The sequence below is a fragment of the Streptomyces sp. NBC_00078 genome, from assembly GCF_026343335.1.
In the GTDB taxonomy this organism is placed as follows: Bacteria; Actinomycetota; Actinomycetes; order Streptomycetales; family Streptomycetaceae; genus Streptomyces.
The window spans coordinates 8,039,309-8,055,679 of record NZ_JAPELX010000001.1 but is presented as its reverse complement, the minus strand read 5'-3'; the positions used below and the strand labels follow the sequence as shown (position 1 = coordinate 8,055,679).

Genomic DNA, 16,371 nt, shown 5'->3' with positions numbered 1-16,371 from the left:
TCCGTACCAACCAGTCGGTAACCTTCGGGTCATGACTACTGCCGCCATCGATCCGCACGCCGGCCGCCGCTGCCACAACGCCCTCAACTCCCTGCACGCGACGTACTACTTCTCGCCTGATCTGAGCAGGGAAATGGGCGCTGTCGGCATCACCCACCCGAGGGCTGTCAACTTCGCCACGCGAGCGGCCGCCCTGGGGCCGGTCGGGGCGGGCATGGTGGCGGCGACGTTCTACAACTACAAGTACGAGCTGGTGGCACGGTTCGTGCCCGCCGTGTGGGAGACCGCCTCGCCCGGGCAGATCCTGGACGCCCGCGCGCGTGCCATCGATGCGACCCTGCGCCGCCTGCTGGGCGAGGAGGCCGTCGCGTCCGAGGAGATGGCCGAGGCGGCACGGCTGGCACTGCGGGCCGCCGAGGCGTGTGGGCGTCCGGCCCGGCCGCTGTACTCCGCGTATGCCGACCTGCCCGTGCCCGAGGAGCCGCACCTGGCGTACTTCCACGCCGCCACGCTGCTGCGCGAGCACCGGGGCGACGGACATCTCGCCGTTCTGATGTCGGCGGAGCTCGACGGGCTGGAGGCCATGGTGAGCCATACCGCAACCGGGAAGGGCATGGCGCCGAAGTGGGTGTTCGGCAGCCGCGGCTGGAGCCAGGAGGAGTGGGACGCCGCCGCCGGGCGGCTGCGGGAGCGCGGGCTGCTGGACGCGGAGGGCGAGTTGACGGAGCGGGGCGTCGCGCTGCGGGCGGAGATCGAGGCGGAGACGGACCGGCTGGACCGGGCGCCGTACGAGCACCTGGGCGCCGAGGGCGTCGCTCGTCTGACGGAGCTGGGGGCGGGGTTCGCGCGGGCCGCGGCCGTCGCGGGCGCGTTCCCCGACGACCTGATCGGCAAGGGCTGAAGATTGCTCCGCCGCAGCTGAGGTACCCGGATCTCCGCCGGTCACCGCGGCCGGGAGAGGGAAGGGGAAGTTCGTGTTCCGTGCAATAGCCGACGTCCTGCGCCAGATCGGTGGCGCGATCGCCACCGTCGTCACCCTGCCCTTCCGGGCCGTGGCCCGGCTCTTCGGCGGGGCCTCGGACTCCGCGGGTGGCCGCAGGGCCTGATTCCGCCGCCCCGGTGTGACTGAGCGAGATAGTTGTCATCAAGCGCCTCCGGTGGCCTGCACTTCATCGCCCCGTTGGGCGCGATGGTTGTCACCATCTGGGCGCTGAAGTTGTCACCTGCTCGGGCCAGGACCGCCATCCGAGCTCACGCCAGACAGCGCGAGCGCGGATGGCGGTGCCGGCTACCGCGGGGGTTCGGATACCGGAGCGGCCCGCCTGAAATGGGTGAGAAGAGTCACCTGCGGCACGACGGGTTCGCCGTTCGTTCCCGGCGACCGTCGCGCTTCCTCCGGTGCGGCGGAGTCTTTGACACGTGGTCACCATGTTGAGTGCTGCCTAGCGGGCAGTCCCGGCCAGCTGCGGGTAGAGGGCTGCGACGCCTCCGGCCAGCCCGGACTGCACCTGGCGACTGAGGTCGTCCGCGACGATCTCGTGGGCGTCGGCGGCGATGCCGTCGACCGCGATCCGGGCGATGTCGGCCGGGTCGGACTTGGGCTCGGTGATCCCCCGGGTCATGTCGGTGTCCATGAAGCCGACATGCAGTCCGGCCACCCGGATGCCCTGCTGGGCGAGTTCCACGCGCAGGGCGTTGGTCAACGACCACTGCGCGGCCTTGGCGGCGCTGTATGCGCCGGCCTGCGGGAAGCTGAGCCAGGACAGGACGGAGAGGATGTTCAGGATCGCGCCGCCGCCGTTGGCCGCGATCTGGGGGGCGAAGCCGCGGACCACCGAGAGGGTGCCGAAGTAGTGGGTGTCCATCTCCAGGCGGATGGCGTCCTGGCCGCTTGCGAGCAGGTTGGCGCCGGTGGAGACGCCGGCGTTGTTGATCAGGACGGTGACGTCGCCGGTGGCCTGGACGGCGGCGGCGACGGAGGCGGGGTCGGTGATGTCGAGCGCGATCGGCTTGGCGCCGGGCAGGTCGACCTGGTCGGGGTTGCGGGCTGCGGCGTAGACGGTGGCGCCGCGGTCGAGCAGTTCGGTGGCGAGGGCGCGGCCAAGGCCCCGGTTGGCTCCGGTGACGAGGGCGGTGCTGGTGGACAGGTCCACGGAAGGCTCCTGGTGCAGGTTGTGGCGTCGGGGGATGGGGGTGTCGGTCAGGCGGGCAGCTGGTTGAGCTTGCGGATCTGCCGGTCGAAGGCGCGGGAGGGGACGAGGCGGCGCAGGGTGCTGACGCGTCCGGCGGTCGGCCCGGCGGGGTAGCGCAGCTTCGGCTTCGGGTCGGTCGCCGCGGCGACGATCGCCTTGGCGACGGTGGCGGGATCGTCGCCGTCCTTCATCGCCGCGCCCATCACGCGCTCGAAGACCTGCCGCTGGTGCTCGTAGACCGGCAGAGGCGTGGCGGGCTTCGGGGAGTTGGCCTCGAACGCGGTCCTGGTCTGGGCGGGCTCGACGAGCAGTACGCGGACGCCGTGCTGGCGGACCTCGTGGTCCACGGACTCGGAGTAGCCCTCGACCGCGTGCTTGGACGCGGCGTAGGCGGCCATGTACGGCGCGGGGACGAACCCGAGCACGGACGAGATGTTGATGATCCGGCCGCGGCCCTGGGCGCGCATGTGCGGCAGGACGGCCTTGGTCATGCGGATCAGGCCGAAGACGTTGATGTCGAACAGCTGCTGGTCCTGGGCGAGGGAGCGTTCCTCGCCGGCGCCGGCGGAGCCGATGCCGGCGTTGTTGACCAGGACGTCGATCCGCCCGAACTTTTCGATCACGCGGTCGACCGCGCTGGCGACCGAGGTGTCGCTGGCCACGTCGAGGGCGAGGAACGTCACGCCGTCGCGGCGGGCGTCCCCGGAGGCTTGGCGGCTCGTTCCGACGACCTCGAATCCCGCGTCGACGAGCGCGAGCGCGGCCGCCTTGCCGATGCCTGACGATGCTCCGGTCACGAGTGCTACTGGCTGGTTTGTGGTCATGGTGGGCCTCTTCAGCAATTGGATTATGGTCGTAATTCAATTACTCTAGGACAGGAGCGGGCGAGCGGCAAGCGGCCTCTCGGCCGGAGCGAGGAGGAGGAGCGCGTGGCGCGCTACGCGAAAGACCACAAGCAGGCGACGCGGCAGCGGATCATCGAGGCGGCCGGCCGCCGGTTCAAGAAGGACGGCATCGATGGCTCCGGGGTCTCCATGCTCATGGCGGACGCGGGGCTGACCAACGGGGCCTTCTATGCCCACTTCGCCTCCAAGGAGGACCTCGTCGCGAACGCCGTCGCCGACCAGCTGGGCGCGCAGAACGCGGACCTTGAGGCGCTGGCGCCCGGCCGCGCCGGGCTCGAACAGTTCGTCCGCGCGTACCTGTCCGCCGAGCACCGCGACGATCCCGAGAACGGCTGCCCGACCGCCGCCCTGCTCGACGAGATCGGACGTTGCGCGGACGCGACCAAGCAGGCGTTCACCGAGGGCGTACTGGCCGTCATCGACGACATCGCCGCCCGCTTGGCACCCGACAACCCGCCCTCGGCCCGCCCGCAGGCGCTCAGCGTCTTCGCCATGATGCTCGGGACGCTCCAACTCTCCCGCGCCCTGGCCGACCCCAGGCTGGCTGACGACGTCCTCGACCAAGGCGTTCACAACGCCCTCGCGCTGCTGAAAGTCGGACCTGTGCGGTAGCCCTGCTCTTCGCCGCATGTGACGGACCTGGCTGCGCCATCGAAGGCGGCGCACAGGCGCTGCTGCCCGCCAGAACCCACCACGGCATGACGCGAAGCACCCCGCGCGCGACCTGGCTGCCGGTCACTGGTGACAGATACCGCGCCCAGGTGACAACTATCCCGCCCAGTCACACCCGGCCCGCCCGGGTGCCGCCCTGATCCACGATTGTCGGTGCTACCTGCCACAATTGCCGCGCAACCTCAGTGAGAAGGCGGTAGGGGATCGTGACGACACCCGGGTCCAGCGGATCCATCAACGTGGGATCCATCGAAGGCAGGATCGCCGAGGAGCTCGGCGTGCGGGAGCGGCAGGTCAAAGCTGCCGTGGAGCTGCTCGACGGCGGTTCGACAGTGCCCTTCATCGCCCGCTACCGCAAGGAAGCGACCGAGATGCTCGACGATGCGCAGCTGCGCACGCTCGAGGAGCGGCTGCGCTATCTGCGGGAGCTGGAGGAGCGGCGGACGGCGATCCTGACGTCGGTGCGCGAGCAGGGCAAGCTCACCGAGGAGCTGGAGGCACAGATCCGGGGCGCCGAGACCAAGGCGCGCCTGGAGGACATCTACCTCCCGTACAAGCCAAAGCGACGCACCAAGGCGCAGATCGCGCGTGAGGCCGGTCTTGAGCCGCTGGCCGAAGGCCTGCTCAGTGACCCGACCGTCGAACCGCTCGCGGCCGCCGCCGCGTTCGTCGACGCCGACAAGGGCGTCGCCGATCCGCAGGCCGCCCTCGACGGCGCCCGGGCGATCCTGACCGAGCGGTTCTCGGAGGACGCGGACCTGATCGGCGAGCTGCGCGAGCGCATGTGGGTGCGCGGCCGCCTCGCCGCGAAGGTCCGGGACGGCAAGGAGGAGGCGGGCGCCAAGTTCGCCGACTACTTCGACTTCGCCGAGCCGTACACCGAGCTGCCCTCGCACCGCATCCTCGCGATGCTGCGCGGCGAGAAGGAGGAGGTCCTCGACCTCGTCCTGGAGCCGGAGGAGCCGACGGACGGGCCCTCGTCGTACGAGGGGATCGTCGCCCACAGGTTCCAGATCGCCGACCGCGGGCGCCCCGGCGACAAGTGGCTGACGGACACGGTCCGTTGGGCCTGGCGCACCCGCATCCTCGTACACCTCGGCATCGACCTGCGGCTGCGGCTGCGCACGGCGGCCGAGGACGAGGCCGTCCGGGTGTTCGCGACCAACCTGCGCGACCTGCTGCTCGCCGCCCCGGCCGGCACGCGCGGGACGCTGGGCCTGGACCCCGGGTTCCGTACCGGCGTGAAGGTCGCCGTTGTGGACGCCACCGGCAAGGTGGTGGCCACGGACGTCATCCACCCGCATGTGCCCGCGAACAAGTGGGACGAGGCGATCGCCAGGCTGGCCCGCCTGTCGAAGGAGCACGCGGTCGACCTGATCGCCATCGGCAACGGCACGGCATCCCGCGAGACCGACAAGCTCGCCGGTGAACTCATCGCCAAGCACCCGGAGTTGAACCTCACCAAGGTGATGGTGTCCGAGGCGGGCGCGTCCGTCTACTCGGCGTCCGCGTTCGCCTCGCAGGAGCTGCCCGACATGGACGTGTCGCTGCGCGGCGCCGTGTCGATCGCGCGCCGGCTGCAGGACCCGCTCGCCGAGCTGGTGAAGATCGACCCCAAGTCGATCGGCGTTGGCCAGTACCAGCACGACCTGTCCGAGGTGAAGCTGTCGCGCTCGCTGGACGCGGTGGTGGAGGACTGTGTGAACGGCGTGGGCGTGGACGTCAACACGGCCTCCGCCCCGCTGCTCGCGCGTGTCTCCGGCATCACCTCCGGGCTGGCCGAGAACATCGTGGCGCACCGCGACGCCAACGGACCGTTCAAGTCCCGTACGCAGCTCAAGGGCGTCGCACGGCTCGGCCCCAAGGCCTACGAGCAGTGCGCGGGCTTCCTCCGCATCCGCGGCGGCGACGACCCGCTGGACGCGTCCAGCGTGCACCCGGAGGCGTACCCGGTCGTGCGGCGCATGGTGAAGACGTCGGGACAGGATGTGGCCGCGCTCATCGGCAACACGGCGACGCTGCGCTCGCTCAAGCCGGGTGACTTCGTGGACGAGTCGTTCGGGTTGCCGACCGTCACGGACATCCTCAAGGAGCTGGAGAAGCCGGGTCGCGACCCGCGGCCGGCCTTCAGGACGGCCACCTTCAAGGAGGGTGTGGAGAAGATCGCCGACCTGTCGTCCGGGATGGTCCTGGAGGGGGTCGTCACGAACGTGGCGGCCTTCGGCGCGTTCGTGGACGTCGGCGTCCACCAGGACGGTCTCGTCCATGTGTCGGCCATGTCGAAGACGTTCGTCAAGGACCCGCGGGACGTCGTGAAGTCCGGGGACATCGTGAAGGTGAAGGTCCTCGACATCGACATTCCGCGCAAGCGGATCTCGCTCACGCTGCGGCTGGACGACGAGGCGGCCGAGCGGGGTCAGCAGCAGGGCGGCGGCGACGACCGTCCGCAGCGCGGTGGGCGTCCGCCCCAACAGCGCCAGGGCCAGCGTCAGAGCCAGGGCCAGGGGCAGCGTCAGAGCCAGGGGCAGGGGCAGCGTCAGGGCGGCCGCGGTGGACAGGGCGGTGGGTCGCGCCAGGCGGCGCCGCCGGCCAACAGTGCGATGGCCGATGCCCTGCGCAAGGCGGGGCTGCTGAACCCCAAGAACGGCAAGCGCTGAGCCTTGGGCGGGAAGTCCGTGGGGAACCGCGGGCCGGTTGTGGCCGGTCGCGCGGTTCCCCGCACCCCTGAAAGGGCGTGCAGCGCCCTTTCAGGCCTAGAGTGATCGGCATGGCCATCTCCCGTGTCATCACCTGGGACGTCATCGAGAGCAAGGGATACGAGACCGCCTGGGCCGAACTCTCCGACGGCTCCCTGCGGGCCCGCGGACGGGCGGTCGGGGTCGTGCCGGAGCCGTACTGGATCTCGTACGAACTCCAGGCGGGCGAGGACTTCGTGACCCGTCGGCTGAGCGTCACGGCAGAGACCGGGACCAGCACCCGCACCCTCGACCTGCGGCACGACGGTCATGGCCGGTGGGCCGCGGACGGCGAGCCGCTGCCGGGCGTCGACGGTGCGCTCGACTGCGACCTGGGTCTGTGCCCGCTCACCAACACCATGCCGGTGCTGCGACACGGCCTCCATCAGACGCCCGGCGAACGCGAGTTCCTGATGGCGTGGGTGTCGGTGCCGGACCTGGCCGTGCAGCCCTCACAGCAGACGTACACCCACCTCGGTCCCACCGAGCGGGGCACCCGGGTCCGCTACTCCTCGGGCACCTTCAGAAGTGACCTGGAGTTCGACGGCGACGGATTCGTCCTCGACTACCCGAGCCTGGCCACGCGCCGACGCTGACACGGGCGCGCACATCCAGGTGGCGACAGCAGCGTGATCATGTTCAGTCCGAGGGCCGGGCGGTGCCGTTCATCCGGGCGCGGTTCTCCGCGAGGAGCTCCTGAACACGTCGCTCGACCTCCGCGGGGTCGACGCCGAGGGCTTGGCCCATGTGGACGGACCACACCTCCGAGCGCACGTTGGTCTCGAAGTCCAGGTCGGCGCGTACGTTCTCGCGGGCCGCCTGACGGTTCTGGCTGACCATCACGAAGGTGGACAGGAAGATCGCCTCCAGGCTGACGATCATGGTGAGCAGTCCGAAGGGGTACGGATCCCAGACCGCCCCGTCGCCGAACACCCCTTCGTTGCACACGATCCACACCGCGAACCACAGGCCGTGCAGATACACGAACTGCATCGTTCCGGCGAAGGCGGTGATCGCGTCCGCGATCCGGTCCTGGGTCCCGCGTATCCGCGTGAAGAGGGCCTGCTCGTGCACGATCCGCACACCCGACCGGTTCGCCTTGGCGCCCATCACCACTCCCTGACCGATGGCCTACGAAGAATCGCCGTCAGGGTACGCGGCCGACGACCGCAGTCCCTGGGGCGATCGGCTGCGACTGCCTGCCGCACCAAGATCGACGAGCGGAGGGGTGAGAGGGGTGAGTCGGGCGCCCGGAGTGAGACTAACGCTCCGTCACTTTTCCTGCCGAGACTTCCAGGCGGCGGGTCACATGCACCGCGTCCAGCATGCGCCGGTCGTGGGTGACCAGGAGGAGCGTGCCCTCGTAGGCGTCGAGGGCGGACTCCAACTGCTCGATGGCCGGCAGGTCGAGGTGGTTGGTCGGTTCGTCGAGGACGAGGAGGTTGACGCCCCGCCCCTGGAGCAGGGCCAGGGCGGCCCTGGTGCGTTCGCCCGGGGACAGGGTCGCCGCCGGGCGCAGGACGTGGTCCGCCTTGAGGCCGAACTTGGCCAGCAGGGTGCGCACTTCGGCCGGTTCGGTGTCGGGCACCGCGTCGCCGAACGCGTCGAGCAGGGCCTCCGTGCCGTGGAACAGCTTGCGGGCCTGGTCGACCTCGCCCACCAGGACGCCGGAGCCGAGGGTGGCGTGGCCCGCGTCCAGCGGGACCCGGCCGAGCAGGGCGCCCAGCAGGGTCGACTTGCCTGCGCCGTTCGCCCCGGTCACCGCCACCCGGTCCGCCCAGTCGATCTGGAGGGAGACCGGGCCGAAGGTGAAGTCGCCGCGTCGTACCTCCGCGTCCCGCAGGGTGGCCACGACGGCGCCCGAGCGCGGGGCCGACGCGATCTCCATGCGCAGGTCCCACTCCTTGCGGGGCTCCTCGACCACGTCGAGCCGTTCGATCATGCGCTGGGTCTGGCGGGCCTTAGCGGCCTGCTTCTCGCTGGCCTCGCTGCGGAACTTGCGGCCGATCTTGTCGTTGTCGTTGTTCGCCTTGCGGCGGGCGTTCTTGACGCCCTTGTCCATCCAGGAGCGCTGCATCTGGGCCCGGTCCTGGAGGGCGGCGCGCTTGTCGGCGTACTCCTCGAAGTCATCGCGGGCGTGCCGACGGGCCACGTCCCGCTCCTCCAGGTAGGCCTCGTATCCGCCGCCGTAGAGGGTGATCTGCTGCTGGGCCAGGTCGAGTTCGAGCACCTTGGTCACCGTGCGGGTGAGGAACTCGCGGTCGTGGCTGACGACGACGGTGCCGGCGCGGAGGCCGGAGACGAAGCGTTCGAGGCGCTCCAGGCCGTCCAGGTCGAGGTCGTTGGTCGGCTCGTCGAGGAGGAAGACGTCGTAGCGGGACAGGAGGAGGGAGGCGAGACCGGCGCGGGCCGCCTGGCCTCCGGACAGGGACGTCATCGGCTGGTCCAGGCCGACGGCCAGGCCCAGGGAGTCCGCGACCTCCTCCGACCGCTCCTCCAGGTCGGCGCCGCCGAGGTCGAGCCAGCGCTCCAGGCTCGTCGCGTACGCGTCGTCGGCGCCGGGTGCGCCGTCGACCAGGGCCTGCGTGGCCTCGTCCATCACGCGCTGGGCCTCGGCGACGCCGGTGCGGCGGGCCAGGAACTCACGGACGCTCTCGCCGGGGCGGCGGTCCGGCTCCTGCGGGAGGTGGCCTACGGACGCCGTCGGCGGGGAGAGCCTGAGCTCCCCCTGCTCGGGCGCGAGCAGTCCCGCGAGCATCCTGAGCAGCGTGGACTTGCCCGCGCCGTTGGCACCGACCAGCCCGATCACGTCGCCGGGCGCGACGACGAGGTCGAGCCCGGCGAAGAGAGAGCGGTCGCCGTGTCCGGCGGCGAGGTTCTTGGCGACGAGGGTGGCAGTCATCAGGACGTCGATCCTAACGGCCGCCGCACGCTCTCCGCCTCGGCGTTTCAGCGTGCCATGGCCTCCACCAGCACACTCCCCGCCGTCCGCGCCACCACGAAGGCCTCTCCCTTCACCGCCCTGGCGTCCAGGGCGATGCGATGGCGGCCCGGTTCGAGGACGCCGTCGAAGACCTCGTGGGCATGGCTGCGGTAGAGGCGGTCCAGCCGGTACGCGGTCAGGCGGACCCGGCAGGGCGAGGTGACCTCGACGCCCGCCTCGCCGTCGGCCGCCACCAGCCGGGTCAGTCGGCGCAGCTCCACCGGGCTGCGGTCCACGGCGTGTTCGATCTGGGCCACGAGTAGGGGGACGATCGGGGCGAGGCCTTCGACGTACGCCACCTCGACGCCGGCCTGCTCGAAGGAGCGGCGTACGGCGGCACGTTCCTCCTGGGTGACCGCACGGCCGAAGGCGACCGCGCCGTAGCCGCGCAGTTCGTCGGCGTGGACGCCGTTCACGTCGTGGGCGATGTCGGCGCCGATGCCGATGGTGCGCAGGGCGGCGGCGAGCTTGGCGAGCAGGGCGACCCGGGCGCCGATCAGCAGGACCCGGCGGCGCGTGCCCCGGGAAGGGCCGTCGAGCAGGGCCGACAGCGCCTCGCGGTACTCGGCGCCCCGGAAACGGAAGGGCCCTATCCCGTGGTAGCCGTTGAGTTCCGGGTCGGCGTGTTCGGCGGTCTGCCAGGCGAAGTCCCGCCAGATGTAGTCCTCCCCTTCCTGGCCATCCCTCTCGATGACCGCGGTGACCGCGCCGCAGGCCAGGTCCGCGCACTCGGGGCAGCCGTAGATGATGTAACGGCCGTCCGGAAGCGGTGGATCCGTCTCCAGGAGGAGGCCGCGGACCTGTTCGGTGAAGATCGCGGGTGGGACGTCGGAGGCGAGTGGGGAGACGGCGTCGAGGTCGGAGAGCTGGAACAGCAGCGGGCGTCCTTCGACGATGAAGTCCACGAAGTCCCGGTGAACCTGGTAGTCACCGTTGGTGAGAACTCCACCGGCACGCATCGCCGGTGCCAGGCCGAAGGTCGCGTACTCGGCAGACATGCTGTGAGTATCCCCAGAGTGGGAGCACTCTGAGCACGGCATGACATATTCCGCTAACGTCCCTGCGTGGAGAACGCACGGAACAACGATGTCGTCGTGGTCGGCGGCGGGGTCGTCGGGCTGACGACGGCCGTCGTTCTCGCCGAGCGCGGCGTACGGGTGCGGGTGTGGACGCGGGATCCCGTCGAGCGGACTACCTCGGCCGTTGCGGGGGCACTGTGGTGGCCGTACCGGATCGAGCCGGTCCGGGCGGCGCGCGCGTGGGCGCTGCGATCCCTCGCTCTCTACGAGGAGTTGGCGGCGCGGCCCGAGACCACCGGCGTACGCATGGCCGAGGGCGTACTGGGTGAAACCGACCTGGACGACGGTGTGAAGTGGGCGGTCGCCCGGCTCCCGGGGCTGCGGGCCTCCACGCCCGAGGAGTACGCCGGGTCAGGGCTGTGGGCACGGCTCCCGCTCATCGACATGTCGACCCATCTGCCGTGGCTGCGGGAGAGGCTGCTGACGGCGGGCGGCGTGGTCGAGGAGCGGGCGGTGTCCGACTTCACGGAGGTCGAGGGGCCGGTGGTGGTCAACTGCACGGGGCTGGGGGCTCGGGAGCTGGTGCCGGACGCCTGTGTACGTCCGGTACGCGGGCAGTTGGTCGTCGTCGAGAACCCGGGGATCCGCACCTGGCTCGTCACCACCGGAGCGGACGGGGAGATGGCGTACTTCTTCCCGCAGCCCGGGCGGCTCCTGCTGGGCGGCACCGCCGACGAGGACGCGTGGTCGACGACACCGGATCCGGCGGTGGCCGAGGCGATCGTACGGCGGTGTGCGGCGCTGCGGCCGGAGATCGCGGGGGCGCGGGTACTGGAGCACCGGGTGGGGCTGCGGCCGGCGCGGCACGCGGTGCGGCTGGAGCGTGAAGTCCTGCCGGACGGGCGGGTGTTGGTGCACAACTACGGGCATGGCGGGGCGGGTGTGACGGTGGCGTGGGGGTGCGCGGAGGAGGCGGCCGGGCTGGTCGGTCCGGCCGCCTCCGGTTGAGCCGAGGGGTCCCCTACGGCACTCGCTGGGCCGTTCGCGGTGCCGTCACGCCGTCGAGCGTCCTCGCCTCGGGAGCGGCGGAGGCAGTACCGGACGACGCGCGGAGGAAGGCCGGCGCGCCTCCGACCAGCGGGACGCGCGCCGAGGTGTGGGACAGGTCGAGCGTGAGCGTCGGCTTGTCGGCCGGCGGGTCGATGAGGTCCTTGTCGGTGCCCGCGACGATCAGGGCGAGGCGGTGCCCGGCGGGGACGACGTGGTCGGTGGCCGCGAGGTCCAGGGTGATGGTGTACGCCTTGCCCGGGGTGAGCGGGAAGCCCTTGCGGTCGGAGGCGTAGTTGCCGAGGTCGGCCCAGCCGCGGCTGAACACCGTGTAGTCGACGGCCGTCTTCTTTGCCTGGGTGGTCTTGAAGCAGGCGCTGTCACCTGCCGTGCTCGCACCCCAGCAGGTGCGGTCGCTGAGCGTGGTGATGCCCTCGCCGCCGTCGGCGTAGTCGCGGATCGTGTCGGGACCGAGGTCGACCAGAACGGCGGACAGGTGGGCTGTCGGGGTGGTCGGTGTCGCGGTGACGGTGACCGTGGAGGAGCCGGACAGGCGCACGTCGTGGGTGAGGGGCCGGGTCACGAAGCCGGCCTTGTCGGGGGTCGAGGTGCCGATCTTCGCGGCCCAGTCGGTCTCGCTCAGCTGCGGGTTGTCGGTGACGGTCTCAGTGCCGTCGCCCCGGGTGAGGCCGAGGGTGCCGACGCCCGCCCGGGTGCCCCGGTCAGGGCGCAGGGTGGTGGTGTGCGTGCCGCTCGGCGGCCAGACCTTCGAGGTGACCCACTGCTCGGGGTGGCGCTCGATGTCGGCCATGGGCTCGCGGTCGATGCCGTTGTCGTAGCCGAGGAGTTCGTGGTCGAACCAGCGGTGCAGGGTGTCGACCCAGGCGCCGCGGCGGAAGTCGAAGGGGTCGACGTGGCCGGTCTGGGAGAGCCAGATCTTGCGGTGGACGCCGTTCTTGGCGAGGGCGTCCCACCACTGGCCGAAGTGCTTGGTGCGGACGTTGAGGTCCTGCATGCCCTGGGTGAGGAAGACGCTCGCCCGCACCTTGCCGGCGTTCCTGACGTAGTCGCGCTCGGTCCACAACGGCGTCCAGTCGCCGGTGCGCGGGGCACCGTCGACGAGCTTCTGCTGCACGGCGGCGCACTTGGCCTGCGCGTCGGGGCTGTCGACGTAGTCCGAGAGCCCGTCGGGGCCGGAGTCGTAGAGCGGGGCGCCCTTGGCGAAGTAGTAGTCGTACCAGGAGGAGATGGCGCTGATCGGGACGACGGTCTTCAGGCCCTTCACACCGGTCGCGGCGACGCCGTTGGCGATCGTGCCGTCCCAGCTCTTGCCGATCATGCCGGTCTTCCCGTTGGCCCAGGTCGCTTTGGCGGTCCTGGTTCCGGTGCGTGTCGTGTAGGCCCTGGCCCTGCCGTTCAGCCAGTCGACGACGGCCTTCGCGGACCGGATGTCGGAGCGGCCGCCGACGTCGACGCAGCCGTCGGAGCGGTTGGTGCCGGCGAGGTCGACACCGACGAAGGCGTAGCCGCGGGGCACGAAGTAGTTGTCGTAGAAGAGCGGCATCTGGACGACGTCGCCCTTCGCGTCGTACGTCTTCAGCTGGCTCTCGTTGCCGCGTCCGCAGCAGGAGTAGTACGGGCTGGCGTCCATGATGACGGGTATCCTGCGGCCCTGCTGGGCGGGTTCGCGGGGGCGGACGATGTCGACGGCGACGCGGTCGGTCTTCCCGTCACCGTCCCCGTCGAGTCCGGTGTCCACCCATACGGCCTCCCGGACGGCGTTCGCGTACGAGTAGACGGGTTGGCTCTCCCGCGGTTTCTGCGGGGCGCCGTGGGCCGCCGCCGGGGTGAGGAAGGCTGCCATGAGGGCGACGACGGCCGCCGCCGCGGGCGATCTCCAGGTCGTGAAGCGCATGCGCGGGACGGTACATGGGCCAACTCCTGTGCAGAAGAGGGGAATCGGACGCCGGTGGGGCGGGTGAGGTGTCGTGGACGGCTCCTCGTGACGGCCGAATGGCGATCGTGTGACAGGCGGTGCCATGGACATGCCCGGGGCCACAGGGACTGAATAGGCTTCCGACAGACTTCGTGCCCCTACGACTTGGAGCTTTCGTGCACCGCAGAATCATCGCGCCGGGCGCACTCGCTGCCGCGTCCTTGATGCTGGCGATCCCGGCGTCGGCCGCGAGCCACTCCCCCGGCGCCCCGGGCATCGGCGACCCCTACTACCCGGCCTACGGCAACGGCGGATACGACGTCTCCCACTACGACCTGCGCCTGAAGTACCAGCCTTCGACCGACCGGCTGGAGGGTACGGCGACGATCCTGGCGAAGACCACGCAGGACCTGTCGAGCTTCGACCTGGATTTCCTGCTGGACGTCAGCGAAGTGCGGGTCAACGGCGCCAAGGCCTCCTTCACCACCTCGGGCCAGCACGAACTGGTGATCACGCCGAAGACGTCCCTGGCCGAGGGCACCCCGATCACCGTCGTGGTGCGCTACAGCGGGGTGCCCTCCACCAAGAGCGCGTACGGCTTCAACACCTGGCACCGCACCCCGGACGGGGCGATCGCGGCCGACGAGCCCGAGGCGGCCTGGTGGTGGTACCCGAGCAACGACCACCCGCTGGACAAGGCGACGTACGACGTGTCGGTGGCGGTGCCGAACGGCACCCAGGTCATCTCCAACGGCACACTGCAGTCGACGAGTTCACAGCTCGGCTGGACCCGCTACAACTGGCGTGAGAACAAGCCGCAGGCGACATATCTCACCACGCTGGCGATCGGCAGGTTCGACATCACGACGAGCACCTCGGAGGGCGGGGTGCCGGTCGTGAACGCCTACAGCAAGGACCTCGGCGACAACGACGGGGCCGCGCGGGCGAGCGTCGAGCGCACCGGTGAGCTCGTCGACTGGCTGAGCGGCTACTTCGGGCCGTATCCCTTCAGCTCCGCCGGCGGGTATGTCCCGAACACCACCACCGGGTACGCGCTGGAGACCCAGACCCGCGTGTACTACAGCCCGAAGCAGTTCGCGAACGGCGCCAACGCCTCTGTCGTCGTACACGAGTTGGCGCACCAGTGGTACGGCGACAGCGTGTCGCTGAAGGGCTGGAAGGACATCTGGATCAACGAGGGCTTCGCGCGGTACGCCCAGTGGCTGTGGTCCGAGCACGAGGGCGAGGGCACGACGCAGGAACTCGCCGACTACGTGTACGCCTCGCATCCGGCCGACGACGCCTTCTGGAAGGTCGAGCCGGGTGACCCGGGTCCGGACAACCAGTTCGACATCGCCGTCTACGACCGGGGGGCGCTGGCCGTCCAGGCGCTGCGCAACGCCGTGGGTGACGACGCGTTCTTCGCCATTCTGAAGGGGTGGCCCCAGGAGCACGCGTACGGCAACGCGTCGGTCGCCGACTTCAGGGCGTACGCCGAGCGGGTGTCCGGGAAGTCGCTGGGCTCCTTGTTCGATGCGTGGCTGTTCCAGCCGTCCAAGCCGAGCGCGCCCGCGGCGCACGCGGTGTCCCTCGCGAGGCAGTCCAAGGCTCCGGTGCAGCCGAAGTCCTGGAAGAAGATCGCTGCGACGAACAGCGTGCACTGAGGATCTGCCGGGTCCGCCCCGTGCTGTTAAAGGGGCGACCCGGCCGACCTTGCCAGGAGTTCCTCTCGGCGTATGGGCTGCGTCCGCGTGGACGGCACCGTGCAGGCCTGGGCGCCGGCGGTCGCGCCGTACCGGGCGCAGTGTTGTGGTGCCGCACGGTTCAGCCAGCCGTAGAGGAACGCGGCGGCGAAGGCGTCGCCCGCACCGTTGGAGTCCACCACCGGTGCGGGCGGTGTGGCGGGCGGTACGTGGGTCAGCTCGTCGTCGGCCAGGAGGTAGGCGCCCTTCGCTCCGGCCGTGGCCACGACCACCTCGGCCCGGCCGCGGAGGGCGATACGGCGCATGGTGCGCTCGGGGTTGGTGAGGGCGGCCGTGGACAGGAAGACGATGTCCGCCGCGAACGCGAACGGCTCGTGGTAGGGGTTCTCGCCGTCCCAGTTGTGCAGGTCGGTCGAGAGGGTGATCCCGGCCTCGCGCAGCACGGGCAGGGCGTGGGCACAGGGCTGGGTGATGGAGACGTGGGCGTGGCGGCAGGTGCCCGCCAGCTCGCGCAGCAGGGGCTCCGGGAACCGGTCCTGGTCCCGGGCGCGGCTCGAATCGTAGAGGGACAGCCGTCTGCCGTCGGGGCTGACGAGGTTCACCGCGCGCTTGGTGCCGGCGGGCTGGGAGACGGCGGTGAGCGCGATGCCGTGGTCATGGTGCAGGGCGCGCACCAGGTCGCCCTCCGGGTCGTCGCCGAGCATGTCGAGGTGGTGCGTGCGCAGGCCCAGGGCGGCCAGACCCAGCGCGACGAAGTCACCGGTCTGTCCGGCGCGCGTACGAATCCCGCTCTCGATCATGTAGCTGTCGGCGTACGGCAGCGGAAGCTCCGGCACGTACACGATGGTGTCCACGCCCGCGCCGCCCAGCACGAGCACGTCGATGTCCCGGCTCAACTCCCGCCCTCCCCTTGGCTGCAGGCCGACGCCCCATGGTCGTGGACCGTGCCGGAGATCCTCCGCCGCACGGGCCGCTCGGTGATCAGCGGATCGACGCGGGACCAGTTGCCCCCGGCCGGTGCGCGCCGTATCCCGGGCAGGTGCGCGCAGCCGTCGAGTGGTTCGGCCGTCTTCTGTGTGCGGCTCTTCGTGAAGCCCGCGCCGTAGGTGTGGGTCACCGACGGAACGGTGGCGTCACCCCGGACACAAGTGATCTCCGACATGACGCCAGGGTAGAGGT

General features: G+C 70.7%; 15 protein-coding genes. 7 read left to right on the top strand and 8 right to left on the bottom strand.

All coding sequences use genetic code 11. The features are described 5' to 3' along the window. Positions 1–31: 31 nt before the first annotated feature. A complete protein-coding gene (locus tag OOK07_RS37390; protein ID WP_266800889.1) occupies positions 32–901 on the top strand; it encodes an SCO6745 family protein in 870 nt (289 codons plus the stop codon). Positions 902–974: 73 nt separating this feature from the next. Beyond that, a complete protein-coding gene (locus tag OOK07_RS37385) occupies positions 975–1,106 on the top strand; it encodes an LPFR motif small protein (RefSeq protein ID WP_266800887.1) in 132 nt (43 codons plus the stop codon). Between the two features lie 336 nt (positions 1,107–1,442). Here the strand turns inward: OOK07_RS37385 and OOK07_RS37380 are convergent, their stop codons facing one another. Next, positions 1,443–2,153, bottom strand: coding sequence for an SDR family oxidoreductase (locus OOK07_RS37380; protein WP_266686610.1), 711 nt, complete (start codon positions 2,151–2,153; stop codon positions 1,443–1,445). A gap of 47 nt (positions 2,154–2,200) precedes the next feature. After that, the gene (locus tag OOK07_RS37375; RefSeq protein WP_266800885.1) at positions 2,201–3,016 is read right to left on the bottom strand and encodes an oxidoreductase; all 816 of its coding nucleotides are present in this window, start codon (positions 3,014–3,016) and stop codon (positions 2,201–2,203) included. Positions 3,017–3,121: 105 nt separating this feature from the next. On the opposite strand from OOK07_RS37375, the gene OOK07_RS37370 reads away from it, so the two are divergent. From OOK07_RS37370 to OOK07_RS37360, 3 genes are all read left to right on the top strand, one after another. Continuing rightward, entirely contained in the window at positions 3,122–3,709 is a 588-nt protein-coding gene (locus OOK07_RS37370; protein WP_266686609.1) for a TetR/AcrR family transcriptional regulator, read from the top strand. 266 nt (positions 3,710–3,975) lie between these two features. Then, positions 3,976–6,426, top strand: a complete 2,451-nt coding sequence (locus OOK07_RS37365; protein ID WP_266800884.1) for a Tex family protein — start codon at positions 3,976–3,978, stop codon at positions 6,424–6,426. A gap of 110 nt (positions 6,427–6,536) precedes the next feature. Beyond that, positions 6,537–7,100, top strand: coding sequence for a putative glycolipid-binding domain-containing protein (locus OOK07_RS37360; protein ID WP_266800882.1), 564 nt, complete (start codon positions 6,537–6,539; stop codon positions 7,098–7,100). Between the two features lie 43 nt (positions 7,101–7,143). Here the strand turns inward: OOK07_RS37360 and OOK07_RS37355 are convergent, their stop codons facing one another. The 3 genes from OOK07_RS37355 to OOK07_RS37345 form a co-directional block, all read right to left on the bottom strand. Further along, positions 7,144–7,614 carry a DUF1003 domain-containing protein gene (locus OOK07_RS37355; protein ID WP_266800880.1) on the bottom strand — a complete coding sequence of 157 codons (471 nt, stop codon included), beginning with the start codon at positions 7,612–7,614 and terminating at the stop codon, positions 7,144–7,146. A 151-nt stretch (positions 7,615–7,765) separates the two neighbouring features. Next, the gene (locus OOK07_RS37350) at positions 7,766–9,406 is read right to left on the bottom strand and encodes an ABC-F family ATP-binding cassette domain-containing protein (RefSeq protein WP_266800879.1); all 1,641 of its coding nucleotides are present in this window, start codon (positions 9,404–9,406) and stop codon (positions 7,766–7,768) included. A 47-nt stretch (positions 9,407–9,453) separates the two neighbouring features. Next, positions 9,454–10,485, bottom strand: a complete 1,032-nt coding sequence (locus tag OOK07_RS37345) for an oxidoreductase (RefSeq protein WP_266800878.1) — start codon at positions 10,483–10,485, stop codon at positions 9,454–9,456. A gap of 66 nt (positions 10,486–10,551) precedes the next feature. Between OOK07_RS37345 and OOK07_RS37340 the strand changes: the two genes are divergently transcribed. After that, positions 10,552–11,514 carry an FAD-dependent oxidoreductase gene (locus tag OOK07_RS37340; protein ID WP_266800876.1) on the top strand — a complete coding sequence of 321 codons (963 nt, stop codon included), beginning with the start codon at positions 10,552–10,554 and terminating at the stop codon, positions 11,512–11,514. Between the two features lie 13 nt (positions 11,515–11,527). On the opposite strand, the gene OOK07_RS37335 is transcribed toward OOK07_RS37340, so the two are convergent. Next, positions 11,528–13,468, bottom strand: coding sequence for a Xaa-Pro dipeptidyl-peptidase (locus OOK07_RS37335; RefSeq protein WP_266800875.1), 1,941 nt, complete (start codon positions 13,466–13,468; stop codon positions 11,528–11,530). 197 nt (positions 13,469–13,665) lie between these two features. On the opposite strand from OOK07_RS37335, the gene OOK07_RS37330 reads away from it, so the two are divergent. Further along, positions 13,666–15,153: a M1 family metallopeptidase gene (locus OOK07_RS37330; RefSeq protein ID WP_266800873.1), complete on the top strand. Its 1,488-nt coding sequence runs from the start codon at positions 13,666–13,668 to the stop codon at positions 15,151–15,153. A 26-nt stretch (positions 15,154–15,179) separates the two neighbouring features. On the opposite strand, the gene OOK07_RS37325 is transcribed toward OOK07_RS37330, so the two are convergent. Together OOK07_RS37325 and OOK07_RS37320 are read right to left on the bottom strand one after the other, a co-directional pair. Further along, on the bottom strand, positions 15,180–16,088 hold the full coding sequence (locus tag OOK07_RS37325; RefSeq protein WP_266800871.1) for a PfkB family carbohydrate kinase: 909 nt from the start codon (positions 16,086–16,088) through the stop codon (positions 15,180–15,182). Beyond that, positions 16,085–16,354, bottom strand: coding sequence for a hypothetical protein (locus OOK07_RS37320; protein ID WP_266686597.1), 270 nt, complete (start codon positions 16,352–16,354; stop codon positions 16,085–16,087). The genes OOK07_RS37325 and OOK07_RS37320 overlap by 4 nt, the downstream gene beginning before the upstream one ends. Between the last annotated feature and the right edge of the window lie 17 nt (positions 16,355–16,371).

Bases quoted from the DNA above. Each gene is read 5' to 3' on its own strand.
- OOK07_RS37355 (WP_266800880.1), bottom strand. From the start codon at position 7,614: ATGGGCGCCAAGGCGAACCGGTCGGGTGTGCGGATCGTGCACGAGCAG.
- OOK07_RS37375 (WP_266800885.1), bottom strand. From the start codon at position 3,016: ATGACCACAAACCAGCCAGTAGCACTCGTGACCGGAGCATCGTCAGGC.
- OOK07_RS37360 (WP_266800882.1), top strand. From the start codon at position 6,537: ATGGCCATCTCCCGTGTCATCACCTGGGACGTCATCGAGAGCAAGGGA.
- OOK07_RS37350 (WP_266800879.1), bottom strand. From the start codon at position 9,406: ATGACTGCCACCCTCGTCGCCAAGAACCTCGCCGCCGGACACGGCGAC.
- OOK07_RS37390 (WP_266800889.1), top strand. From the start codon at position 32: ATGACTACTGCCGCCATCGATCCGCACGCCGGCCGCCGCTGCCACAAC.
- OOK07_RS37345 (WP_266800878.1), bottom strand. From the start codon at position 10,485: ATGTCTGCCGAGTACGCGACCTTCGGCCTGGCACCGGCGATGCGTGCC.
- OOK07_RS37335 (WP_266800875.1), bottom strand. From the start codon at position 13,468: ATGCGCTTCACGACCTGGAGATCGCCCGCGGCGGCGGCCGTCGTCGCC.
- OOK07_RS37320 (WP_266686597.1), bottom strand. From the start codon at position 16,354: ATGTCGGAGATCACTTGTGTCCGGGGTGACGCCACCGTTCCGTCGGTG.